The 23,948-nt window shown below is 43.9% G+C and carries 20 protein-coding genes and 1 other annotated feature; of the genes, 15 read left to right on the top strand and 5 right to left on the bottom strand.

The genetic code is table 11. The features are described from left to right. Window position 1 precedes the first annotated feature (1 nt). The 11 genes from ABUE36_RS08925 (at window position 2) to ABUE36_RS08875 (ending at window position 12,662) form a co-directional block, all read left to right on the top strand. Window positions 2-2,635 (top strand): ATP-dependent RecD-like DNA helicase, encoded by a 2,634-nt coding sequence (locus tag ABUE36_RS08925; protein ID WP_421016627.1) that lies wholly within the window; start codon window positions 2-4, stop codon window positions 2,633-2,635. Window positions 2,636-2,664: 29 nt separating this feature from the next. Beyond that, window positions 2,665-3,939: an MFS transporter gene (locus ABUE36_RS08920; protein ID WP_161000993.1), complete on the top strand. Its 1,275-nt coding sequence runs from the start codon at window positions 2,665-2,667 to the stop codon at window positions 3,937-3,939. A gap of 126 nt (window positions 3,940-4,065) precedes the next feature. Next, window positions 4,066-5,052, top strand: coding sequence for a ribose-phosphate diphosphokinase (locus tag ABUE36_RS08915; protein WP_161000947.1), 987 nt, complete (start codon window positions 4,066-4,068; stop codon window positions 5,050-5,052). A gap of 267 nt (window positions 5,053-5,319) precedes the next feature. Next, entirely contained in the window at window positions 5,320-6,309 is a 990-nt protein-coding gene (locus ABUE36_RS08910; protein ID WP_017262837.1) for an aldo/keto reductase, read from the top strand. A gap of 135 nt (window positions 6,310-6,444) precedes the next feature. Beyond that, window positions 6,445-6,716, top strand: a binding site (T-box leader). A gap of 143 nt (window positions 6,717-6,859) precedes the next feature. Next, the gene (locus ABUE36_RS08905) at window positions 6,860-7,678 is read left to right on the top strand and encodes a MetQ/NlpA family ABC transporter substrate-binding protein (protein WP_026017229.1); all 819 of its coding nucleotides are present in this window, start codon (window positions 6,860-6,862) and stop codon (window positions 7,676-7,678) included. 112 nt (window positions 7,679-7,790) lie between these two features. After that, window positions 7,791-8,909, top strand: a complete 1,119-nt coding sequence (locus ABUE36_RS08900; protein WP_017262839.1) for a methionine ABC transporter ATP-binding protein — start codon at window positions 7,791-7,793, stop codon at window positions 8,907-8,909. 2 nt (window positions 8,910-8,911) lie between these two features. Further along, complete coding sequence (locus ABUE36_RS08895; RefSeq protein WP_017262840.1) at window positions 8,912-9,610, top strand: methionine ABC transporter permease; 699 nt, start codon at window positions 8,912-8,914, stop codon at window positions 9,608-9,610. A 301-nt stretch (window positions 9,611-9,911) separates the two neighbouring features. Beyond that, the gene (locus tag ABUE36_RS08890; RefSeq protein ID WP_161000945.1) at window positions 9,912-10,439 is read left to right on the top strand and encodes an HdeD family acid-resistance protein; all 528 of its coding nucleotides are present in this window, start codon (window positions 9,912-9,914) and stop codon (window positions 10,437-10,439) included. A 33-nt stretch (window positions 10,440-10,472) separates the two neighbouring features. Then, the gene (locus ABUE36_RS08885; RefSeq protein ID WP_161000944.1) at window positions 10,473-11,180 is read left to right on the top strand and encodes a hypothetical protein; all 708 of its coding nucleotides are present in this window, start codon (window positions 10,473-10,475) and stop codon (window positions 11,178-11,180) included. Between the two features lie 273 nt (window positions 11,181-11,453). Then, window positions 11,454-12,113 carry a hypothetical protein gene (locus ABUE36_RS08880; protein ID WP_161000943.1) on the top strand — a complete coding sequence of 220 codons (660 nt, stop codon included), beginning with the start codon at window positions 11,454-11,456 and terminating at the stop codon, window positions 12,111-12,113. Window positions 12,114-12,176: 63 nt separating this feature from the next. Then, window positions 12,177-12,662 carry a universal stress protein gene (locus ABUE36_RS08875; protein WP_162855586.1) on the top strand — a complete coding sequence of 162 codons (486 nt, stop codon included), beginning with the start codon at window positions 12,177-12,179 and terminating at the stop codon, window positions 12,660-12,662. Window positions 12,663-13,319: 657 nt separating this feature from the next. Here ABUE36_RS08875 and gnd read toward each other — a convergent pair. Further along, on the bottom strand, window positions 13,320-14,219 hold the full coding sequence (gene gnd, locus ABUE36_RS08870) for a phosphogluconate dehydrogenase (NAD(+)-dependent, decarboxylating) (protein WP_161000942.1): 900 nt from the start codon (window positions 14,217-14,219) through the stop codon (window positions 13,320-13,322). A gap of 226 nt (window positions 14,220-14,445) precedes the next feature. On the opposite strand from gnd, the gene codA reads away from it, so the two are divergent. After that, complete coding sequence (gene codA / locus ABUE36_RS08865; protein ID WP_421016626.1) at window positions 14,446-15,624, top strand: cytosine deaminase; 1,179 nt, start codon at window positions 14,446-14,448, stop codon at window positions 15,622-15,624. Here codA and ABUE36_RS08860 read toward each other — a convergent pair. Further along, window positions 15,590-16,519, bottom strand: coding sequence for an IS30-like element ISLpl1 family transposase (locus ABUE36_RS08860; protein ID WP_421016625.1), 930 nt, complete (start codon window positions 16,517-16,519; stop codon window positions 15,590-15,592). The two genes, codA and ABUE36_RS08860, sit on opposite strands and share 35 nt — an antisense overlap. Before the next feature lie 483 nt (window positions 16,520-17,002). Between ABUE36_RS08860 and alsS the strand changes: the two genes are divergently transcribed. Next, window positions 17,003-18,682 (top strand): acetolactate synthase AlsS, encoded by a 1,680-nt coding sequence (gene alsS, locus ABUE36_RS08855; protein ID WP_161000940.1) that lies wholly within the window; start codon window positions 17,003-17,005, stop codon window positions 18,680-18,682. Between the two features lie 33 nt (window positions 18,683-18,715). Continuing rightward, entirely contained in the window at window positions 18,716-19,432 is a 717-nt protein-coding gene (gene budA, locus ABUE36_RS08850) for an acetolactate decarboxylase (RefSeq protein WP_161000939.1), read from the top strand. Window positions 19,433-19,776: 344 nt separating this feature from the next. On the opposite strand, the gene ABUE36_RS08845 is transcribed toward budA, so the two are convergent. Together ABUE36_RS08845 and ABUE36_RS08840 are read right to left on the bottom strand one after the other, a co-directional pair. After that, window positions 19,777-20,613 (bottom strand): Cof-type HAD-IIB family hydrolase, encoded by an 837-nt coding sequence (locus tag ABUE36_RS08845; RefSeq protein ID WP_161000938.1) that lies wholly within the window; start codon window positions 20,611-20,613, stop codon window positions 19,777-19,779. A gap of 42 nt (window positions 20,614-20,655) precedes the next feature. After that, the gene (locus tag ABUE36_RS08840) at window positions 20,656-21,798 is read right to left on the bottom strand and encodes an ArgE/DapE family deacylase (protein ID WP_161000937.1); all 1,143 of its coding nucleotides are present in this window, start codon (window positions 21,796-21,798) and stop codon (window positions 20,656-20,658) included. Between the two features lie 412 nt (window positions 21,799-22,210). Here ABUE36_RS08840 and ABUE36_RS08835 point away from each other — a divergent pair, with 412 nt between their 5' ends. Then, window positions 22,211-22,942: a transaldolase gene (locus tag ABUE36_RS08835; RefSeq protein WP_421016624.1), complete on the top strand. Its 732-nt coding sequence runs from the start codon at window positions 22,211-22,213 to the stop codon at window positions 22,940-22,942. A gap of 129 nt (window positions 22,943-23,071) precedes the next feature. Here ABUE36_RS08835 and ABUE36_RS08830 read toward each other — a convergent pair whose 3' ends face one another. Beyond that, window positions 23,072-23,626, bottom strand: a complete 555-nt coding sequence (locus ABUE36_RS08830; protein WP_161000935.1) for a sigma-70 family RNA polymerase sigma factor — start codon at window positions 23,624-23,626, stop codon at window positions 23,072-23,074. Between the last annotated feature and the right edge of the window lie 322 nt (window positions 23,627-23,948).

The raw sequence follows: 23,948 nt of genomic DNA, 5'->3' as shown, positions 1-23,948 counted from the left end.
CATGGCCGAGTCAATGTCGCTATTTGACGACAACACCAGTTTTAAACCCAATTATGTCGTGGGTAAGGTCGCCGCCATTTTTTTTAGTAGTTCTGATTCTTTTTATAAGGTTCTGCTGGTTCACGTGGATCAAACGGACTTGGACTGGATTGAGGACGAAATTGTTGTCACCGGTTCATTTGGTGACGTGGCGGAAGAAGGCACCTACCGTTTCATCGGCAAGGTTGTGGACCATCCCAAATATGGCAAACAGTTTAATGCCAGTAATTATGAAAATGAGACGCCGACTTCTAAAACGGGCTTGGTCAAATATTTATCTAGCGATCAGTTTCCCGGTCTGGGGAAAAAAACAGCGGAGCGAATCGTTGAAACCCTTGGCACCGGCGTAATCGACAAGGTCGTCAAAAATCCCGATGTCTTAAAGCCCATCGGGTTAAAAAAGTCTGTCGCTGATCACCTGATTGAAGTTCTGACCGAAAATCACGGTACGGAACAGATTATCATCGGCCTCAATGGTTTCGGTTTTGGCAGCCAGTTGGCCAGCACGATTTATGAAAAATACAAGCAGGACACGCTTCATGTTATTCAAGAAAATCCCTATCAGTTGGTAGAAGATATCAACGGGGTGAGTTTCAAACGGGCGGATCAAATTGCTGAACAATTAGGTTTTGATGCGGATGCGCCAGGCCGGTTACGGGCAGCATTGTTGGAAACAATCAGTGATATTTGTTTTGCTTCCGGAAATACGTTTGCCGAGCTAAAGCCATTGATTCACGATGCCACGGCATTGCTAGAATCTGCGCGAAACGTGCAAATTTCACCAGATATGCTGGCCAATCAATTAATTGCCATGGCGAAAGATCAGCTCATCGTCGGCAATGGACAACAGGTCTACCTGAAGTCACTGTATGATACTGAGTGGGATAGTGCTGAACACCTGATGCGTTTGCAACAACAGCAGGAGCGATTGTTGCCTAAAGACGTTGATTTGGATCACGAGGTGCGACTCGTCGAAAAGCAATTGGGGATCACATACGACGATGCTCAAAAAGACGCGTTAGTGGCCGCAATTTCCTCGCCGGTCTATTTACTCACAGGTGGTCCCGGAACGGGTAAGACGACGATTATTAACGGGATTGTCGCCTTGTTTGCACGAATCCATGAATTGTCACTGGATATCAATGAGTATGAGGATGGCACCTTTCCGATTTTATTAGCGGCGCCAACTGGCCGGGCGGCTAAGCGGATGAGTGAAGTGACAGATTTACCTGCTAGCACGATTCATCGTTTGCTTGGCTTGACCGGGCGTGAAGATGAGGCCACACAATCTTCAGACAAAGATCTTGAGGGCGGACTGCTCATCGTGGACGAAATGTCGATGGTGGACGCGTTTCTCTTTAGAACATTGATTCAGGCTGTGCCTAACCACATGCAGGTGATTTTGGTTGGGGACCAGGATCAATTGCCTTCAGTCGGTCCAGGACAGGTGTTTGCTGACCTGTTGAAGTCAGACTGTCTGCCATCCACTGAGTTGACAACAATCTATCGTCAAGATGACAGTTCTTCGATTATTCCTTTGGCACATGCTATCAAACATGGCGAATTGCCAGCCGATTTTACGGTTAATCAAACGGATCGTAGCTTTTTCGCAGCGCGACCCTATCAAGTTGTGCCGCTAGTCAACCAGGTCGTCGCCCGTGCGAAGTCGCGTGGCTTTGCCAAAACGGATATTCAGGTTCTGGCACCCATGTACCGGGGGGCTGCCGGCATCAATGCGTTAAACACGGCCCTTCAGGACACTTTGAATCCTAAAACGAGTGCGCGGACGAAAGAAGTTGAGGCTCACAACGAGCATTTTCGGATTGGTGACAAGGTGTTGCACCTGGTTAACAGTCCGGAAAATAATGTTTTTAATGGCGACATGGGTGAAATCGTCGGGATTGATTTAGCCACCGATAAGACCAACGAGGACAAGGTCGACAAATTAACCATTGCCTTTGATCAAACAGAGGTCACGTACGGACGCGCTCAGTTTGACCGGGTAACGCTGGCCTATTGTGTCTCCATTCATAAGGCGCAGGGGTCACAGTTCAAACTGGTGATTTTGCCCTTGGTACCCCAGTTTCGCCGGATGCTACAGCGTAATCTGCTTTATACAGCGGTAACGCGAGCACAACAGTGGTTGATTCTGGTTGGTGATGAACAATCCTTTGCAGAAGCCGCTGCGAATAAATCTGCCAACCGGCAAACGACACTGCAAGCCCGGTTGCGACAGGTATTCAAACATGAGGGCGACGACACTGCTGAGGTGGTGGATCAGACGGCACCAAGTTCAACTAGTGATGGCAGCGTTGCTGATGCTAGTGCTAGTGCAACAATGGTCGACGCAGAGGCACCAATCACTCAAGCCACTGGTTCGAATTATGCAACGACATCTGAATCGGCTCAGCTCTCAACGAAGGCAAAAGAAGGGTCCACTAATGTGGAAAAGTCGTCTGCAACCACGCTTGACGAAGAAAGCGGTACACTAGGTGAGCCAAGGCTGACAACGGCCTTAATTCTAAGCGGCAATATCGATCCATTGATTGGAATGGGCAAGTTGACGCCTCAGGATTTTGCGCCGGAAGAAGGTTAACCTAAAGTTAGGGTAAGCGGGGGAGAATGATGACTTCATCAAACAGTGCTTCAAATGTGTCGACGAGTCTTGTAAATGCTGCGATTGAGAAACATTGGCAGCGGAATACAGGGCTGTTTTTAGCCGCTCAGAATTTTTTCTTATTCGGTTCTTCATCGGTCTTTTTTGCGATTTTATGGTACATTGCACTCAAAACGTCATCTGGAACATGGATGATGTTGGCCACGCTCGCGCAAAGTTTGCCACAAATTTTAGTGTCACTATGGGCTGGTGTGTGGGCTGACCGGTCTAACCGCCGGAACCTGCTTATGTGGGCAACGGGGATGGTTACCGTTGTGACGTTGGGCATTGCTCTGATGTTTTATTTTGGCTGGCGTGATTTATGGCTCTTGCTACTAATCGCCGCTGTTCGTTCGATGGGAACGGGGGTGGAGATGCCTGTCGGCAATGCGTTGTTACCGCAATTGACGCCGCGTAAACAGTTAACGCGTATGAATGGACTGAACCAGCTGATCAATGCCGTATTATTGCTTATCACACCGATTGTTTCTGGTTTGATTTTAGGAAAACTCGGGATTATCTTTATTTTTATCGTGGATGTGGTGACGGCCGGAGTTGGGCTGTTATTACTGGCACTAATCAAGGTTGATCCAGTTGTACTTGATCAGCAAAAGGCAACGGCTGGTGCGGTTACGTCGACGTTGAGCCAAATTGGCGGTGGGCTGAAATTCACCTTCAATCACAGTTTTATGCGCTGGTTTATGATCCTCATTGCGTTAGCGTTTATCATGGTGGCGCCCAGTTCGCAGTTATCAACATTATTTGTTAAACAAACATTTGGTAGCCGAGTGATGTTATTGACGCTTAACGAGTTGCTGTGGACGGCAGGCGCCACCATTGGCGGCATTTGGATCAGTAGCCATCAACAGATTAATCATAAAGTACCTGTTATTGCAGTGGCACTGGCCGTTAGTGGAGTAGCGTTCTTTGCGATGGGCATTCCAGAACCGTTTGCGGTCTATTTGTTCTTTATGTTCATCAGTGGCATTGCGATGCCAATTATTCAGGCGACGAGCAATATATTGATTCAAGAAACCGTGCCGTCAAACATGATGGGCCGCGTCTTTTCCATCTTTCAGATTGTTTCGACTGGGATTTATCCGATTGCAATGTTGTTCTTTGGTCCATTAGCGGATGTGGTGGCAATCAAGTGGTTATTTATGATTACGGGCATCTTGCTGGTTGGGATTGCTTGGTGGTTTAACCACACTTTAGCTAGTCGTGAGCAAACGCCAATCAAGTAAAAGATTGCGGCAGTGCTGGTGAGTGACAAATGTGCGCAAGTTAACCGGTTTTAATTGGGTTTTCCTTGTCATTCACGGGCTTACTTGCGATAATAGGACTATTGAAATGAATTTGTGGAGGCAGTCATGAGTGAAGAAAAGTCTAACGGCAACATTAAGTTGTTTTCACTGAACACCAATCGGCCGTTGGCAGAAAAAATCGCAGCGTCTATTAATATTCCGCTGAGTCCAACTACCATCAGTACGTTTGCTGATGGTGAAATTGCGATTACCATTGATGAAAGCGTTCGTGGGGATGAAGTTTATGTCATCCAATCCGTTAGTGATCCCGTGAACAGTTCGTTCATGCAAGTGATGATTATGGTTGATGCGTTGCGGCGTGCTAGTGCCGGTGAAATCAATGTGGTGCTGCCTTACTATGGGTATGCACGGGCAGATCGCAAAGCGCGTCCCCGCGAACCAATTACAGCCAAGTTAGTGGCCAACTTTCTTCAAATTGACGGTGTCGACCGTGTGTTGACGTTAGATTTGCACGCTGATCAAGTTCAGGGGTTCTTCAACATTCCCGTTGATCATCTGTTGGGTGCACCGTTGTTGGCTAAGTACTTTTACACCAACGACTTACTGGATAATATTGTTGTGGTTGCCCCTGATCACGCTGGTGTTTCACGGGCCCGTAACTTTGCTGAGTTATTAAAGGCACCGATTGCAATCATTGATAATCGGTCAGAGGATGAATTTGATCCGGAGCCAGATTCAGTGATCGGTGACGTAAAGGGCAAAACAGCCGTTATTATTGATGACATGATTGATACAGCGGATCGCATGACAGTCTCGGCAGATATTCTTAAATCCAGTGGGGCCAAGGATGTGTATGCGGTAGCGACTCATGCTGTCTTTTCTGGTCGTGCAGCTGAATCATTGGAACAATCAAAGTTAACTAAGGTGATTGTTACGGATTCGATTGCAGTCCCCGCTGAAAAGCAGTTTGATAAGTTGGCCGTCATTTCGGTAGCTGATTTAATTGGTGAAGCTATTTTACGGATTCACAACAATCAGCCGGTCGATGAATTGTTTATTAGCAAGCAAAATCCGGATGTTAAATTAAGATAGACCAATTGATATCTTTTTAAAATAAATCAAAAAATCGTGATATTCGAACAGAATTCACGATTTTTTTGTATCTACAAAAGAGGGGCAATGACACTCATTCTAAAGATAGATTATGCATTAATTTAACAAACAAATTCTTACTTTAACTTATATACCATTAACAAAAAGCGGCGCCAACCCCGCGCCGCAAGCAAGACAAGTTCGTTTTTGCCTGCATTTTACGTTAAAATAAGGCCTGTAAGCATAGATTGAGAGGAGCTAATTGATATGTATCAAGCAAACGAAGAACGGTATGCCAACATGCCCGTTCGCCGGGTTGCTGACACTGGCTTTATGTTGCCAGCGGTCAGTTTTGGACTATGGCGGAATCTAGGAGACGAACAACCTTACGCAAATAGTCGTGAGGTAATGTTGAAGGCGTTTGACAACGGCATTTTCAGTTTCGATAACGCGTCAAATTATGGTCCTAGCAACGGGAGTGCCGAAGAGACGTTCGGTAAAGTTTACGAACAGGATCTGAAGCCATACCGTAATGAATTGGTCATAACGACCAAGGCAGGCTTTCATATGTGGCCTGGACCATACGGCGAATTTTCATCTCGTAAGACATTGATGAATGCATTGGAGTTGTCATTAACCCGAATGCACTTGGATTATGTCGATGTCTTTTATATGCACCGCTTCGACCCACACACCTCACTGGAAGAACAAGTTGAGACGTTGGACCTGATGGTTAAGCAGGGTAAGGCTTTATACGTTGGTGTGTCAAACTTCACTGCAGATCAAACGGCAGCAATCACTAAGTTGTTCAAGGAACACCACACGCCATTTGTTGTTAACCAAAGCAGTTACAACATGATTAATCGTGCTGTTGAGGACGACGGTTTGCTAAACGTACTGAAGGAAAACAAACTAGGATTGGTGGCATACGGACCACTAGCAGAAGGTCTGCTAACTGATCGTTATCTACAGGGGATCCCCGAAGATATGCCAATTCACTGGAGCAATAAGCTGTCTTTGAAACAAGGTACCGACAAAGTGGTTAGCAAGTTAAATGATCTGAACAGCTTGGCGTCCGACCGTGGACAAACTTTGGCACAGATGGCTTTGGCCTGGTTATTACATGATGATGTGGTCACAAGTGTGGTCATTGGTGCCTCACATGTTGACCACTTGTTGGGCAACATCAAGGCAGTTAACAATCTGACCTTCACGACAGATGAGCTTGAACGAATTGAAAGTATCTTAAATCGTTAAAGGGATTCCACACGCTTTCATTCGTGAATATAAAAATAATTATGAGAACGGCGTGGCGAATCTCATTATTTTCTTACAATAATCGTTGACAAGCGATTTTTTGTGCGGTAATCTAATAACAATTTCACATGACCGAAAAACAATTTGAACAGGAAAGTAGTTTTAACAAAACTGTACAGAAAGCCTGCGTATGCTGAGAGCGGGTGAGTCAAGTTAGGATGAAAATGGCCTGCGATTGGTATCGTCGAACCGGCAACTGCTGTCGGTAAGGTGATAATGACTTGGCGCCCATTACCGCGCACACCGCTACTTAGGAATTCTAGACCCTTTCTAGGTGTCGGTTGATGAGGAACTGAATGTAAATTCAGTTCGAACTAGAATGGTAACGCGATAAGCTCGCTTCTAATTTTTATTAGAGGCGGGCTTTTTTCGTTGCCAGAGTTCAGCTTTGTCAGTGAGCGGTTGTGTGAAGTCGGCAAATTAAAAATGAGTCGACATTAATGACCATGTAAATGGATGAAAAAAGGGGTAAATTAACATGAATAAAAGAATTCGTCGTATTTTGTTAGGGACTGCATCTGTACTTGCATTAGGTTTGGTATTAGCAGGTTGTGGCAAGTCTAGTTCGGCTAAGACGACAACAGTTAAAGTTGGTATTGTCGGCACCGACGATGAAAAGATCTGGAAGCCAATTGCTCAGGATGTTAAGAAGAAGGGCATTAACTTAAAAATTGTGACCTTCACTGATTACACCCAGCCCAACCAAGCGTTGAATGATAAGCAGATTGACCTTAACGCCTTTCAGCATTATTACTTCCTTGACCAGTGGAACAAGGCGCACAAAGCAGATTTGACACCGGTTGGTAAAACAGCCGTTGCACCACTTGGATTATTCTCAAAAAAGCTTAAGAAGGTTTCTGAGTTTAAGAAGGGTGATCAGATTGTGATCCCTAACGATGCAACTAATGAAGGCCGTGCCTTAAACTTATTAAAGAACGCCGGTTTGATTAAACTAGACAATGCTAAGTTACCAACGCCTAAGGATGTTACCTCAAATCCAAAGCATTTGAAGATTACGGCGGTGGCTGCTGACCAAACACCACGTTCGCTCGATTCCGCCACGGCTGCAGTTGTTAACAATACTTACGCTGTTGACGCTAAGTTGAACATCAAACACGCCGTTTATGCAGAAAAAATCGACAAGAATGTTAAACCTTACATCAACATTATCGTGTCCCGTAAGGCTGACAAGAACAAGAAAGCTGTCAAAGAAATTGTTAAGGCTTATCAAACCAAGAAGATTGCTGATATCATCAACAAGGACTTTAAAGGTACTGAAAAGCCAGCATGGAATTTGGACATTAAATAATTTCCTTTGTATTATTTAGACAAACATGAACTGGTTTCTCAGTTCACGTTTGCATACATAGAACATTTTTAGTTAACCGTATTGAATTCGAATTAGGAAAGGAACAACCATTATGGCAGCAAACGCACCGATTATTGATTTAAAGGGCATTGATGTAACGTTTAAAGAGGCTGACCGCACTGTGCGGGCCGTTAAAAATGTTGATCTGGAAGTCGCCAAGGGTGACATTTACGGGATCGTTGGCTATTCTGGCGCGGGTAAAAGTACACTCGTGCGGGTAATTAACCAATTACAACGGCAAACATCTGGCAAGGTGACCGTTAGCGGTCAGAATATGGGTGCCTTAAAGGGAAAGGCGCTGCGCCAAGCACGAACAAAGATTGGCATGATCTTCCAGCACTTCAACCTGATGAATGAGCGGACCATCGGTGACAACGTCATGTTTCCACTATTGTTGGGTTCTAAATTGAGTCGGCATGACAAGCAGGCTAAGGTAGATGAACTCTTGGACTTAGTTGGCCTATCCGAAAAGAAAAATGATTATCCAGCCCAGTTATCTGGTGGTCAAAAACAGCGGGTGGCAATCGCCCGGGCATTGGCAAATGATCCGGAAATTTTGATCTCTGACGAAGCGACGTCAGCGCTAGACCCTAAAACGACATCATCAATTCTTGATTTGTTGAAAAACTTGAATGAAAAGTTAGGATTGACGGTTGTGTTGATTACCCACGAAATGCAGGCAGTTAAATCCATCTGTAACAAGGTGGCCGTTATGCAGAGCGGAGAAATCGTTGAACGAGGCGACTTGCTGACGATATTCTCCAAACCAACTCAGCAATTGACAAAAGAATTTATCGAAACGTCTTCTCAGATTGATGCTGCCTTGGCGAACGTTGTTGCCCAGCCAAGTATCCAGCACTTACAAGCAAACGAGAGGTTGGTCGTACTGTCCTATGCGGGTGCATCGACTGATGATCCCTTGATAGCGCAACTGTATGAGCAATTTAAAGTTACACCAAATATTTTGTTTGGAAACGTCGAGATTCTACAAAATACGCCAGTTGGTAATTTGGGCTTGGTGTTAAGTGGAGAAGGCGATGCTGTAGATAAGGCATTGGCTTACGTAAAGGAGCAGGGCGTGACTGTTCGGCAAATCAATGTCGCGGAATATCAGGCAGAACTCGCACGCAAGGCTGCTGAAGCAGACACCAACGCCGAAGGGGAGGCATAAGCATGACAACTATTTTAGCAACGGATTTTTGGACCTCCATTATGCCAAACGTTGTGGCTAACAAGGATGTCTTCATCCAATCAACGTGGGAAACAATATACATGACGCTGGTCTCCGGAATAATTGCCGGCATTCTTGGAATTATTATCGGTATTGCGTTAGTAGTTACAGCACCAGGTGGCATTCTGGCAAACCGGACGACATACTGGATTTTGGATAAACTGGTAAATATCTTCCGGTCCATTCCCTTTATCATCTTATTAGCCGTTATCGCGCCATTCACGCGGTTGCTCGTGGGGACCTCAATTGGTACTACCGCAGCCTTGGTGCCTTTGACAATCGGTACCGCACCATTTTATGCACGTCAGGTTCAAAATGCCTTAGTCGATGTTGACCGTGGCATTATTGAAGCTGCGGAAGCAGTCGGTGCTTCACCAATGCAAATTATTTTCCGTGTTTATTTACGTGAAGCGCTGCCTGATTTAATTCGGACATCGGTTGTTACCGTTATTAGTTTGATCGGACTTACTGCAATGGCTGGTGCCATTGGTGGTGGTGGCCTTGGGAATACTGCGATTAGCATCGGGTATGACCGTTTTGAAAATGACATCACCATCATGGCGATGATTATCATTTTAGCCATCGTCTTTATTATCCAAATATTGGGTGATTTGTGGGCCCGTAAAACTGACCACCGTTAATTTGAATTTTACGAACAAATGGCAGTGATTTCGTTACGACTTTGGGTGCACAATGCGAAATGGCCTCGTCATTCAAAGTCTTGGGCGCAATCCTCGTTTTTGAAAGCATTCTATTTCCCAGTTCGGGGGATAGGATGTTTTTTTGTTTAGCCTTCTTCGCAAAATGATGCGGATATGACATTAACTAATTTTTGTTGATGAATGGGGCGCAACTGTTGGTCAGTCATGATGCGAGTGTTAGACTGAACACAGATAGTGTAATGAACGTGAATCAAAATTTTGTAAAGATAGGGATGATGACATGAATTGGAATTCCACCCGTCGGTCCTTTGACTGGTATAGTTTCATTCTTGGCGTGTTATTTATCATTGCAGCAGGGATTGCTTTTGTGGATCCGGCATCGAGTTTAATGGCATTGGTAGCCATTTTTGGGGCCGTTGCATTACTCAGAGGTATTTATGAGGTATGGTTCCATGATGACGTTCGACGGCTTCTGGGGCGTTCTCCTGTGTGGTTGTTGCTTATGGGGATTTTAGACATTGTAATTGGTGCATTTTTAATCTTTCATCTTGGTATTGGAATGCGTTTGTTACCAATTTTCTTTGCAATATGGTTCATTGTTGATTCATTGACCGGTTTGATTACGTCAGGGTTAATGCGTTCGTTTGACAAACGGTATTTCTGGATCAGCATCGGATTAGATGTACTCGGTCTTATCGTTGGCATTTTATTGTTACTAAAGCCAGTTGTAGCTGCACTAACCCTAGCTACACTAATTGGCATCTACTTCTTCATTGAGGGAGTTCTTCACATTATGCGGGCTTTCTAGAATAAATTAGCGCAATAAAGGGGACCTTGGGTAATGAAGCAAACAGAGACAAACGCTCCGGTTCATAATCGGGGCCTCGTATGGTTGATTAGCGCCATTGTCGCTGCTGTTGTGATTGCAGTTGCGGCGGTTGGTGGTACTGTGTTGTATAAAAATATGACAACAACGAATTATGAATTGGTTGATGCCGCCCAACCGTTGACGTATAAGGGCAAAACGGTCACGGCACACGGGGTAGCTTCGTTCTCACACAAGCAGGCGACTATTACTTCAATGAGTTTTGGCCGTTCTGCAGTGGTGGTAACGGTGGCTCATTATCAGTTTGATAGTAGCAATAAGAAAAAGGCTAAGCCTAACAATATTGCATTAGCTATCTATCAGCTACCACTTGCTGATTTTGAACGCACATATGCTAAGCAATTGGCGACCAACAAGCAGGACAATGTGACTGCGATTAATCAGACGATGAAAGTTGTCAAACCGCAGGCCGGCGTTTACATCGATCATTTGCAGGCTAGTGATCAAAAGCGACTTAATATCGATGCAACGAGTAGCCAAGCGACGTATCAAAAATTGGAAGATGCGTATGCGAGTGCGAGTCGTAAAGTAAAAACACACACACACTTTACGCCAACTAAACGGGTGTACCAGCGAGCCCATAAATTGAATGCTGGCCAAACTAAACAATTTACAAAACTGGCTGATGCCGTTAAATATATGCAAGAAAAAACTGCCCAATAATTAAATTGAGCAGTTTTTTGCGCAGCTAGGAACAAATTGTTATGATTTTGTAATTTCTTGTTTCGAAAACGGTAGACACCTTGATTACATCGGATTCTCTATATTGTCAGGAACATCGTAAGGGCCGTATAGGCATTAGATTACTTAAATTTTTCTGAAATTTGCACAAATGTTTGCGATAATAGTACTCGATAATCAGTTAAGGGGATGGCAATTGATATGCGCATTATGCCAGATTGTCATCGAAACTTTGAAATGAGGGACGAATAACGTATGAGTACACAGCATCAATCTGCACCAAGTGGGGGAAAACGTTACATCAGTAAAATTAAAATCGCTGCATTAGCGGTGATGGTCAGTTTAATGACCATCAGCGTTGTGAGCCAACCTGCGAAGGCGGAAGCACATCATCATTCAGTCGCAAAGGTGGCCACCAAAAAACAGAGTAGCAAAACACAGGCTACATTTTGGCAAGATCTTGGTTATCAAGGCTCTTACAAACGGCAGAGTACACTAGGCAAAAAGCAGATGCTGAATAATACGCTGTTAGTTGTCTTTACGAAAGACCATCAATTTAGGCAGCGTGTGACCACTTCGTTAAGTATGAACGGTATTCAAGAACAAGTGACAGATGGGCAAATAACACAAAAGGGCAATGTGTTAACCTTGGTACCGAAGTCGACGGCAACTGCTGTTTATAAGACTGAAGCGGACTACAAGAAACATGCAGCATCCAACTATCACCGCAGCGGTGAGGCCTTTAAGAGCCAACTGATCTTTGCGAAAGATGGGCAGCCTTTGCAATACCGAGTTGATGTAAAACACAAGCGGTTGACTGGATTGAAGAATAAAGCGACCGTTTCAATGAAACAGTCGTCGGCGAATACCTTAGCAACAGCTCAAGATTATATTAAGCCGATTGAAAATCATTAGTCGTTTAGACTAGCTTTATTGCAGTGTTAGCGGTTACAATTATCTGTGAAGGAGTTGTTTAACATGGCAAAAAGTGAACACAAGAAAGTACAAAGTGAGGATGACATCATAAAGGGGAAGGTCTACGACTACAAGCGTGTGCTTGTTGGTGTTGATGATTCTCCGGATGCACAACTAGCTTACCAGTACGCGGTCAAACAGGCGAAGGAAGATAAATCCGAGCTGGTGATTGTTAGTATCCTTGAAGAACAGGATGTTAATGTTTTTACCGCGTTAAGCAAGGAAATGTTGGATCAACAACGAAAGACGATTCAAGAACGATTAGATAAATATCGTCGGGTCGCCGAAAATTCAGGGGTTAAGTCTGTTAAAACATTGATCGCTGAAGGTGATCCTGGTGAAACAATCGTCAAGCAGGTAATTCCACAAGTTGATCCAGATCTTGTAATTGTCGGCTCGTTGTCTCGGCAAGGGGTTGCCAAGTACTTTGGTAGCCAGGCGGCTTATGTTGCCAAATATTCACCTGTGTCTGTGTTAGTGGTTCGCTAATTAAACTCAATTTTGTTTTGCTGTATCCCACAATGAGGTACAGCTTTTTTAGTTCTATTAATTGGTGGCGTTAATGTAAAGCCGTGAATTGCGCTTACGGTTGTCAATAGTGACACGCTCGTCGTGGGACCGGTTCGAGCCACCTAAAAACCGGCGTCTTTCATCTCGCCACACAGCCTCGGAAAAGCCGCGTCTGTGTGACCGTCCGTGGTGTAAATTCGGAAAACCACCTCATTAACACCACTTTCACGACTCGGTATCACTATTGACGCCCTTCAGCTCATATGGTGATTATCATTGCGCTTATAATAACTGAAAAATGTTGATGTACAAACTGTTTGCCATCAGTTTGTCATAAGAGTGGAGCTGACTAGAAATAGAGTTCCGTGTCGGCAACACTTGGCGGCGAGAACTTGGCCCCTTAGTGTTGCGGGATGACTTATGAGACGATGAGCTTTTCGGCTCATAATCAAGGTAGAAGACTCCAGGTTTTGGGAGGCTGAGACCGGTCCTCATGGAACGGCATTTCTGGTCAGCGCAACGGCAGTATGCTGTATGCTGATTTGACATACTCGAGGAAGTTAAATCAGTTTGATATAAGTAAAGAAAAAGGATGACACCCAAGAGGGCATCATCCGATAGAAAAAATTTATTAAATTAAGCTTTATCAACCGCGTGACCACCGAAACCGTTACGCAATGAAGAAACAACTTTACCAGTAAAGGTATCGTTTTCCATTGAACGGTAACGCATCAACAGAGACATAGCGATAACAGGGGTTGCTACTTGTTGGTTCATAGCTTCTTCAAGAGTCCATTTACCCTCACCAGATGAGTGCATAGTACCCTTGATGTTGTCTAACTTGGCATCGTTAGCAAAAGCGTCTTGAGCCAATTCCATCAGCCATGAACGAACAACTGAACCGCTGTTCCAAAGACGGGCAACGGATTCGTTATCGTAGTCAAACGCACTGTGTTCAAGCACATCGAAACCTTCACCGATAGCTTCCATCATACCGTATTCAATCCCGTTATGAACCATCTTGAGGTAGTGGCCTGAACCAGCTTTACCAGTGTAAAGGTAACCATCTTTTTGGGCGATACCTTCATACAAAGGTTCGAGTGTCTTAAAGGCAGCGGCATCGTTTCCACCAATCATGAAGTTACCATCGTGACGGGCACCAGATTGGCCACCAGAAGTACCACAGTCGAAGAACTTGATTCCTTTTTCTTCAGCCTTTTGAGCATCTGCAACAGAGTCCTTCCAGAAGGAGTTACCACCGTCGATGATGAAGTCACCTTCGTCAAGTAGGTCTAACAGTTGGTCAATCGTTGATTCAGTTGGCTTGCCGGCTGGAACCATAACCCATACGACTTTTGGTGATGGTAATTTAGCAACCATGTCAGCAAGTGAGTCGGCACCTTCAGCACCAGCGGTTACTGCTTGGTTAACAAAGTCCTTGTTTAAGTCAAAACCAACAACTTCGTTTTCATGATCCATCATGTTTTCTGCTAAGTTCAGACCCATTTTGCCTAAACCGATTAACCCTAATTTCATTAGAAAGCTCCTCTTTTAAAATAAATTGTCTGTTGCACATGTTGATTATATGAAAATCATTTACAAATATCAAGATAAATTTTTGAAAAAAGGTTTCAAACCGTTTTCGAAAAGTGCTTCAAATCCGTTTGTATCATAGTTTTGCTTGCATTCAAAACTTATTAGCATTACGCTAAACCGAGATTGAAGACGTTTACATATCACTGACACATGGAGGTTACAACTAATGCTTATTCAGCAGGTTCACATCAACAATCAGAGCGATTTACAAGATGTTCGAATTGAAGACGGTGTTTTTAAAGCAATTGATCAGCATCTAACGCCTAAAGATAACGAGCAGGTGATTGACGCAACCGGCAAATTATTATTGCCACCATTGATTGACCCACATGTTCATTTGGACGCTACCCAAACGGCTGGAGATCCTGAATGGAATCAATCTGGTACATTATTTGATGGTATTCGCATTTGGTCGGAGCGAAAGAAAACGTTAACGATTGAAGATGTTAAGAAACGGGCAAAGGAAACCTTGCGCAAACAGATTGCCAACGGGATTCAGGTTGTGCGTTCACACGTCGATGTAACTGATCCTTCCTTCACTGCTTTAAAAGCACTCTTGGAAGTTAAAAAAGAGATGGCTGATGAGGTAGAACTGCAATTGGTTGCCTTTCCACAAGAAGGCATTTTGTCGTTTCCTCATGGTAGGCAGTTAATGGAAGGGGCCGTTAAGCTGGGGGCAGACGTCATTGGCGGCATTCCTCACTTCGAGTTCACTCGTGAATATGGGATCGAATCGTTACATTTTATTGGTGACTTAGCTCAAAAGTATGATCGCCTGATTGACGTTCACTGCGATGAAATCGACGATCCTGCATCTCGTCATTTGGAGACTTTGGCGACGATTGCATATGAAACAGGCCTGTCTGACCGGGTTACTGCTAGCCACACAACTGCACTAGGCTCTTACAATAATGCGTATGCCTATAAATTATTCCGTTTGCTACGAATGGCAGACATCAATATGATTGCAAACCCGCTTGTAAACACCAATCTAGGTGGGCGTTTTGATACTTATCCTAAACGTCGTGGGATGACGCGGGTCAAAGAACTTAACGAAGATGGTATTAATGTTGCTTTCGGTGAAGACGATGTTCGTGATCCATGGTATCCAATGGGGAATGGCAATATGCTCGATCCTGTTTCGATGGGCCTTCATGTTGGTCATTTAATGGGCTATGACGAGATTAATGGGTCATATCAATTTGTGACCAGCCATGCTGCTAAGGCGCTACACATTACGGACCATTACGGCATTGAGGTCGGCAAGCCTGGTAACTGCATTGTTTATAACAACAGGGTAGATTGCAAATTTAATCCGAATTTTTGGACAAATTGGTCAGCATAACCTGATACGGTGTTTTCCAGTCAAGTATTTTAAGCGGTCGCTGGTTAATTTGGAGTAACGTCGTCGTTAAATCTTGAGCACTAATGTGTTCAAAACGAGTCCCTTTAGGATAAAAATAACGTAAATTCCGATTAAAGCGTTCATTACTACCACGTTCAGCTGGCGTATAAGCATGGCAGTAATAGGTCTTAATACCATATTGTGATTCAAGTGATACTAGCCCACTAAACTCAGTGCCACGGTCCACAGTAAAGCTGTGCACCGGACCATTAAAAGTGGTTAGGAACTTAGTTAGTGCTTCATTAACAGTCACTGTCGTCCGATCTTTTAACCGGTATGCCCAAAGGAACCGTGATTTTCGATCGATTAAAGTTAATAAAACTGCCTTACTATGCCCACGAGGACCAACGACTGTATCTAGTTCAAAATCGCCGATGCGATTACGTTGATTAATCATCATGGGACGCTGTTCAATTGATCGCCCCAAAGATTGATTATATTTGGATCGTTGGTCAACGTTACGCCGTTGGCGTACGCCATGTTCAGGTAGATCATTCAAGGAGAAATCAATTCTCTCCTGATTTAGCCAATTATAAATAGATTTAGTAGCTAGTTTAAATTCGTGAGCAATCATTCCTGGTGACCAGCTTAGACGTAAATGGTTGAGAATTTTTTGCTTTAACTCATCGCTCAGCTTAGTTTTCCGACCACATCGTGATCGCTTGTATTCGGCATCTGTTTGTGCTAATTCAGCCTGATAAGGTTGACATCGAGATAATTCATAAGAAATTATTGACGGTGATCGGTTCAGCCGAACGCCCATTTGGATATTGGACAGCCCTAGTTCACAAAAGGTTTCGATTTTAATTCGTTCGGAATAGGTTATACTAGACAAAAGATCAGCTCCTAAAAGATGGGTTTGTTGTAAACACCATTTTAAAGGAAGCTGATCTTTTTTGTCCGAACAGCGTTCGGATTAATTTTACAATCTACTACAGTGATTTCTACAACGTACTTAATGAACATTCAGAAGTGTTGTATTCAATCCGTGGCGGTCGTGTCATTGCACAGACAACGCCTAAAGTTACTAAACTGAATTTTTAAGTTTGTGAATTTTGAAAGTGATGAATACAGCTATTAAATTCACAAACGGAATTTCCACTTGTGAAATAGACTGGCGTTTATCATTTGGAAACGTCATGTAAATACGATAGTGTCAAACAAAGGCAGCCTCAATAAAGAGACTGCCTTTTTATCACAAAATGTTTAATCATTTGTGAAAAGTGTGGTACGCTTGGATTATGATTTTTTCACAAGTGAGCGTATTTGCTGACCGGAAGATGGTCGCTACGTCACGGATTAATTAAGGAGATTATTCATGACTGAAGAAACTCGTTACGGCGCTGATGCCGTTGTTGAAAGTTTGATTAACCATAATGTGAAGTATGTTTTTGGTATTCCCGGTGCTAAGATTGACCGTTTATTTGAGCGTTTGGCTCATCCAACTGATCCGCAATCACCCAAGCTGGTCGTCGCACGACATGAACAAAACGCGGCCTTTATTGCGGCGGGGATTGGCCGACTTACAGGCGAACCAGGGGTAGTTGCAGTTACTTCAGGACCAGGTGCTAGCAATTTAGCAACTGGTTTAGTCACTGCAACAGCTGAAGGCGATCCCGTAGTTGCCATTGGTGGACAGGTTCCACGTAAGGACTTACTACGGTTGACTCACCAAAGTATGGCTAATGCGGCCTTGTTTAAGCCAATTACGAAATTTTCTGCGGAAATTCAAGATCCAGAAAATATTTCAGAAGTGTTGGCTAATGCGTTTGAATCTGCGACTGCCGGCAAACAAGGGGCGAGCTTTGTTTCTTTGCCACAGGATGTGGATGATGCTGAAGTTACCAGCCCAGCGTTAGAACCATTGCAGGCGCCCGTTTTGGGACCGGCAAGCCCTGCCGATATTAGTTTACTAGCTCAGGAAATTCGTAGTGCAAAATTGCCCGTTATTCTGGCTGGCATGCGGGCTTCTTCACCAGAAGTTACCAATGCGATTCGCCATCTCGTGACAGTTGCCAACATTCCTGTGGTTGAAACGTTCCAGGGCGCTGGAATTATTTCTCGCGATTTGGAAGCTGACCACTACTTTGGTCGTGTTGGGTTATTCCGGAATCAGCCAGGTGATCGTTTGCTAAAACAGGCTGATTTAGTGATTGCCATTGGTTATAATGCGGTTGAATACGAACCGCGTAATTGGAATGCTGAGAAGCAGGCCCGCATCGTAACGATCGATGCGACAGCAGTTCAGTTGGATCAACACTTCCAACCAGAGACACAGTTAGTGGGCGATATTGCCCAGACATTGGCCATCTTACAACCAGCAATCAAAGGGTATCAGCCCAGCGCTGCTGCCAAACAGACGTTAGCTGAATTTCATGAAGAATTAACGACGCGGGATCAAAACTTTGAAGCAAGTGATGAAGATGCCACTGTGCAGCCATTAGCGCTCGTGGCAGCTCTGCAGGATCACGTTACCGATGATATGACGGTGAGTGTTGATGTGGGGAGCCATTATATTTGGATGGCACGTCATTTCCGCAGTTATGAACCGCGTCATCTTTTGTTCAGCAATGGGATGCAAACATTAGGTGTTGCCTTACCATGGGCAATCGCTGCGGCACTGGTACGGCCAAATCATCAAGCCGTTTCTGTTTCAGGTGACGCCGGTTTCTTATTCTCCGGTCAGGAGTTAGAAACTGCAGTTCGCTTAGGACTTAACATTGTGCACATTATCTGGAATGACGGTCACTATGATATGGTGAAGTTCCAGGAAGAAATGAAATATGGTGTAGATGCGGCGGTTGATTTTGGTCACGTTGACTATGTTAAGTACGCTGAGGCCTTTGGTGCAACGGGATTACGGGTTAACAATCCAACTGATCTGAACAAAGTGTTGGACCAAGCCTTTGCGACAAAGGGACCGGTAATTGTTGATGTGCCCGTTGATTACTCACATAATCAAGAGCTTGGCAAAACACTGTTGCCAGATCAATTTTAGAAAATATCGATAGCACAAAGGGAGTTTAGGTTAATGACAGATACGGAAACGTTATATCAGCACGGAACCTTGGCACTGTTAGTTCCGGGGCTGTTCGAAGGCACAATCACAACGAAAGAGCTGCTAAACCATGGTGATACAGGCATTGGCACACTAGCCGGTCTGGATGGTGAAGTAGTCATTGTTGACGGACAGGCCTTTCAAGCTGCAGCTGATGGTTCAGTCAACACGGTCAATGGTGATGCGACGATGCCATTCGCTTCAGTCCATACGTTTGATAATCAATTGCCTAAGACGCCATTGGCGGCCATGACGATGTCAGCATTTACGAGCTGGTTACAAACGACAGCTGGTTTGAAAAATGCCTTTGCGGGCATTGTGATGACTGGTATCTTTAACCGAGTACACGTACGGGTGGCACCTAAGCAAACCAAACCGTATCCACCACTGACGACGGCGACTGCCGCTCAGCCGGAATTTACGCGAGAAGATGTTCAGGGAACTGTTGTCGGTTATTTTGCCCCAGCATTGTATGCGGGTGCGACTGTCGGCGGATTTCACTTGCATTTCATCAGTGACGACCATCAATTTGCCGGTCACCTGCTTGATTTCACCGTCATGACAGGCGAGGTGACTGCGCAAGTATTACCAAACTTGATGTTACATTTGCCGACAGATAATGCTGACTTTATGAAAGCTGACATCGAATTATCCGGTTTAAATGATGCTATCAATGAAGCAGAAAAATAGTGCTTTTAGAATTTGTTGAAGAAAAGCGACGCTGAATTCCCACTTTCATGGGTAATTCAACGTCGCTTTGTTTGCTCTAGAATAGCTTTTAAAATCTTGAAGCTAAAAGGTCGATGGAGTGAAGTTGTGGCGAAACAGAGTTCCGTGTCGGCAACACTTAATGGGGCGGTTTTACCCATTTAGTGTTGCGGGATGACTTATGAGACGTGGTTTTCGGCTCATAATCAAGGTTGAAAACCGCGTTTTAAGCGGGTTGAGACCGGTCCTCAGGGAACGGCGTTTCGCAACAACGTACCGGCATTTAACGGCATTATGGCATTATCAAGTTCCTTAATGAAATGAAGCTAAACGTCCAGTGAGCCGGAGAGTAATTGATCGATGACATTAAGAACCCCTTCATCATTGTTAGAGTCTGTCCGATGTGGTGCGTTTGCCAGCACATCAGCATGAGCATTGGCCATGGCATACCCGTGCGGTGTCATCGTTAACATATCGAGATCATTCTCATTATCACCAAACGTCATGATCTCATCATTTTGAATACTGTAACGTTCTTGTAAATGCTGTAAACCAGTTTCTTTTGATACTCCGGAAACACCAATATCTTCAGTGTTAAAGCCAGAATTCATGGCAGATAAACCAGGTTGAAGTTGATTGATCATTTCTGGAATCACTGCCTCGGTGTTAACCGTTTGATCGAAACTAACAGCGATTTTAACTAGTTGATCATCCAGAGTCGCAGGATCGACATCAAAAAGGTGGTCCAAACGAACCAGTGAATTATAGTATCGTTTGATCAATTGGAAAATTGGTTCTGGCGTTTCGCTATCCACGTACGCGCGGTTAACGCCAGATAATGTCGTAAGTGCCGTCGGCTGTGGGTAATGCTGTTTCAGTACCGCCAAGGTTTGATTGACTAACTGATGAGGGATTTCACTGGCAAATAATAATGCATCGCGAGCATGTACAATTGCGCCATTATCTGAGATGAAATCCATTTGATCTTTGAAAGGTAGAAACTGATCAACAAGTCGTTGAAATTGTGAACCGCTGGCCGCGGCAAAATGAATGCCCTTTGCACTTAACTGGCGGAATTGTTGTGCAAATCGAGCACGATTGTAGTCATTTTCGTCATTTAGAAAGGTGCCGTCCATGTCAACGGCAATGAGCTTGATGGTCATATTGGAAAACTCCTATTCAATAAGATATTGTAAGATACAAAGCTAACTTAGATATTCAGTGGCAATTTGCTTGTATACATCAATCAAGTGCAAATAATCGCTTAAATCGACATATTCATTAACCCGGTGAGCAATGTCCCATCGACCGGGTCCGAGGACAATAATGGGGAATTTGTTATCCGCTTTAGTATATTCAGAAGCATCCGTAGCACCGTGAATCACGGATAATTCTGCTGGCCGTTTTGTCGCTTTCGCTAAGGCATCACTGGCAATCTTAACCAGTGAAGATTCACGATCTGAGATAACAGGGAAGAAACTGAAATCGACAGTCAGTTTTAACTGAACGCCGGGTTCCTGATTGAGTTTGTCGATAATTTGTTGCAGTCGGTCAATTATTTTGGTGTTGTCAAATTCTGGAATAGGCCGAATGTTACCCTCTAAGTGTGCTTGACCAGGAATTGAATTGACCTGATCACCGCCGTTGATGACAGTGACAGAATGGACAACTGGGCCCAGAACGTCACTGGTTGGTGCATCGTCAAATGCATGGTTTTCTTCATTAATAAACTTGACTAGATTGGTAATGGCATTGATGCCTTTTTCGGGCATGGAAGAATGAACGGATTTGCCAATTGAATCGACAGAATAATCAATGGAACCGTTATGAGCAAAAATAATTTGATCACTGGTTGGTTCGCCAACAATCATGGCGTCTACGTGATCGACATAGCCTGCCTGCGTTAACATTCGTGAACCAGGGGCACCATACTCTTCGCCAACAGTAGCTAGAAATTGTAGTTTACCAGTTTTGGGTAATCCAGCATCATGCAGGTCGATCAGAGTGGTTACCATAGCAGCGAGACCGCTCTTCATATCTGCCGCACCGCGACCAAAAAGTTGACCATTCTCAACGTGGGCTGCCAACGGCGGGAAACGCCAATCGTCATGTTCGTCAGCTGCTACAGTATCCTGATGACCCGTCAACATTAACGTTTTGCCGGGTTTACCCGAGTCTAGTTCAGCAAAAAGATTTGTTCTGCCATCCTGATAAGGGATTTTTTTCGCTGTAATGCCGTGCTGACCGAGTTCAGTGATGATCCTGTCTGACATGGCTTCTTCATGACCATTGCGTGAATCAATTTTGATGAAATCTGTCAATAACGTTAATACTTGTTTTTCTTCCATAGATTCTCAAACCACCTTTTCTAAACCGATTACATCCTTTATAGCACTTATTTCGACTAAAAGTGGCGGTTTGTGTAAAAAAGCTAATTTACGCTTATTCGCCCTGTTTGACGATCTTGAAATTGCAACTTGATGCGGAAAACGAAAATGACTGAAAATCATTGTGGCTTTTTTCATGAGAATTGTGCAAACGTCTGTGCCGTCATAGACCAATTTTACACATTCCTTGATATATAAGCGATTAATCAAGAACCAATTTTGATAATTGATGAGAGAAAAAACGGGTTTTAATTATTTTCTCATAATATATTGGTTGTCGAGCTAATTGTGAACAGGTATGGTGTGAAGCATAGACCAATCGACATAAACATGTACTAAAGGCCTATATACTTAGATTGAAAAGGTGATACCAATGGACGAAACAAGAATTAATCAATTAGGTGTAGAACTTTATGCTGACGGTGCAGATATTGACCAAATGGTCGATGCCTACAAATCAGGTTTAGTGACTGGTTTTACAACCAATCCTTCTTTAATGAAGGCTGCCGGAGTTACGGACTACATTGAGTTTGCACATCAAGCTGTTGCTAGTATTCCTGATTTACCAATTTCATTTGAAGTATTCAGTGATGATTTTGGCGATATGGAAGAAGAAGCACATATTATCAGTCATTTTGGAACACACGTGTATGTGAAAATTCCGGTCATGAATTCTTTAGGTGAATCAAGCATTCCGTTGATTCACAAATTGTCTCATGATGGCATTAAGGTTAACGCAACTGCTATTTTTACGGAAGAGCAAGTTCGTCATGTACGCGATGCTCTTGATGAAACAACAGGTGGGATTATTTCAGTCTTTGCGGGCCGGATTGCTGATACTGGTGTGGATCCGCGACCATTAATGTCGAAATATGCTGATATTGTTCACTTTAAGCCTAACTTGAAACTGTTGTGGGCAAGTCAGCGGGAAGTTTACAACATTATACAGGCGGCACAAACGCACACAGACATTATTACTTGCACGCCAGATTCATTGAAGAAGTTGACGTTATTGGGCAAGCCATTGGCTGAGTATTCATTAGACACAGTCAAACGCTTCAAAGCCGACAGCCAGGCACTGGGCTTTAAGATCTTGACTAAGTAGCCACCGACTTATGACTGTCATTAATTTTTATTGCAACACACGATTTTTGAGAAAATAACACGACAAAACGGTCATCACTATCTCTGGGAAAGATAGTGATGACCGTTTTGTGTCCATTAAGTTGCAGCTTTAAAAGAATTCAGGAAAATGAGTCTGAAGCTTGGCTGCCAAACGTTCACGGTGTTTGTAAAGAGTCGGCCTGGAAACATGAAGTGACTTAGCGGCCCGACTAATGGTCATTTCTTCATCAAGCAAAAGGCTTAGCAACTTTTTTTCTGTCGGTGTGCAAGTCGCGATTAATCGGTTTATAAAATCATGGGTTTCCATGTCAATCGCTGTTGCCTCCGTGTTTTGGAGTTGGTTGACTACAGTATCACTGAGTTCACTTTGATGGCTTAATCGACGTGTACTAGCGCGCAACCAGTCTAAAAGCCGCCAGTAGAGCCGTTGGTAAGCATAGCGACGTAAGGCGTCGGCATCCTGTTCTCCGAAGGCATTCACATAGTCTTTAAATACCGCCACGTAGATGAGGCGACCCTCAGAAACAGCATCGTCAAAATTTGGATCCCCAGGGCGTACGTTGAGACGTTTTAGAACGCCATACAGAACCCGGCTGTTACTTTCGTGTGTGATAAAGGCGAAGGCTTGTTGTGTTAATTGTTCATCTTCATTATGAATGGGCATATATTTTCCTCATTTAATTTTGATCGTTGCCTTGTACACAGGCATAGTCAAAACGATTATTTTTTTTGTCGAAGGCCGTTGACGTAAAGGAGAATAACGTGCTGGTGAACAATACACCATGCTGTAAATTCGAACTGAGGGATGGCAAACAAAACATGTGAAATCGCTTTAAAATTTGGGCTAGACCAATATATTCGAGATTGGTATCTAAATCCGTTTAATTAATCTACGATTGCTAGTCTGATAGGAATTAACGGTATGAAAGATTGTAAATTTACTAAACGGATATAAAGCGCTTAATCGTCGTTGTGAAAATATTTTC

It is taken from the genome of Furfurilactobacillus cerevisiae, from assembly GCF_048961765.1.
Taxonomy (GTDB): Bacteria; Bacillota; Bacilli; order Lactobacillales; family Lactobacillaceae; genus Furfurilactobacillus; species Furfurilactobacillus milii_A.
The sequence above is the reverse complement of the archived record's forward strand: the minus strand, read 5'-3'. Positions and strand labels throughout refer to the sequence as shown.

Excerpts from the sequence above, each read along its gene's own strand:
- alsS (WP_161000940.1), top strand. The coding sequence starts at position 17,003 with ATGACTGAAGAAACTCGTTACGGCGCTGATGCCGTTGTTGAAAGTTTG.
- ABUE36_RS08900 (WP_017262839.1), top strand. The coding sequence starts at position 7,791 with ATGGCAGCAAACGCACCGATTATTGATTTAAAGGGCATTGATGTAACG.
- gnd (WP_161000942.1), bottom strand. The coding sequence starts at position 14,219 with ATGAAATTAGGGTTAATCGGTTTAGGCAAAATGGGTCTGAACTTAGCA.
- ABUE36_RS08845 (WP_161000938.1), bottom strand. The coding sequence starts at position 20,613 with ATGACCATCAAGCTCATTGCCGTTGACATGGACGGCACCTTTCTAAAT.
- ABUE36_RS08880 (WP_161000943.1), top strand. The coding sequence starts at position 11,454 with ATGAGTACACAGCATCAATCTGCACCAAGTGGGGGAAAACGTTACATC.
- ABUE36_RS08840 (WP_161000937.1), bottom strand. The coding sequence starts at position 21,798 with ATGGAAGAAAAACAAGTATTAACGTTATTGACAGATTTCATCAAAATT.
- codA (WP_421016626.1), top strand. The coding sequence starts at position 14,446 with ATGCTTATTCAGCAGGTTCACATCAACAATCAGAGCGATTTACAAGAT.
- ABUE36_RS08885 (WP_161000944.1), top strand. The coding sequence starts at position 10,473 with ATGAAGCAAACAGAGACAAACGCTCCGGTTCATAATCGGGGCCTCGTA.
- budA (WP_161000939.1), top strand. The coding sequence starts at position 18,716 with ATGACAGATACGGAAACGTTATATCAGCACGGAACCTTGGCACTGTTA.
- ABUE36_RS08925 (WP_421016627.1), top strand. The coding sequence starts at position 2 with ATGGCCGAGTCAATGTCGCTATTTGACGACAACACCAGTTTTAAACCC.
- ABUE36_RS08835 (WP_421016624.1), top strand. The coding sequence starts at position 22,211 with ATGGACGAAACAAGAATTAATCAATTAGGTGTAGAACTTTATGCTGAC.
- ABUE36_RS08890 (WP_161000945.1), top strand. The coding sequence starts at position 9,912 with ATGAATTGGAATTCCACCCGTCGGTCCTTTGACTGGTATAGTTTCATT.
- ABUE36_RS08895 (WP_017262840.1), top strand. The coding sequence starts at position 8,912 with ATGACAACTATTTTAGCAACGGATTTTTGGACCTCCATTATGCCAAAC.
- ABUE36_RS08830 (WP_161000935.1), bottom strand. The coding sequence starts at position 23,626 with ATGCCCATTCATAATGAAGATGAACAATTAACACAACAAGCCTTCGCC.
- ABUE36_RS08920 (WP_161000993.1), top strand. The coding sequence starts at position 2,665 with ATGACTTCATCAAACAGTGCTTCAAATGTGTCGACGAGTCTTGTAAAT.
- ABUE36_RS08875 (WP_162855586.1), top strand. The coding sequence starts at position 12,177 with ATGGCAAAAAGTGAACACAAGAAAGTACAAAGTGAGGATGACATCATA.
- ABUE36_RS08915 (WP_161000947.1), top strand. The coding sequence starts at position 4,066 with ATGAGTGAAGAAAAGTCTAACGGCAACATTAAGTTGTTTTCACTGAAC.
- ABUE36_RS08910 (WP_017262837.1), top strand. The coding sequence starts at position 5,320 with ATGTATCAAGCAAACGAAGAACGGTATGCCAACATGCCCGTTCGCCGG.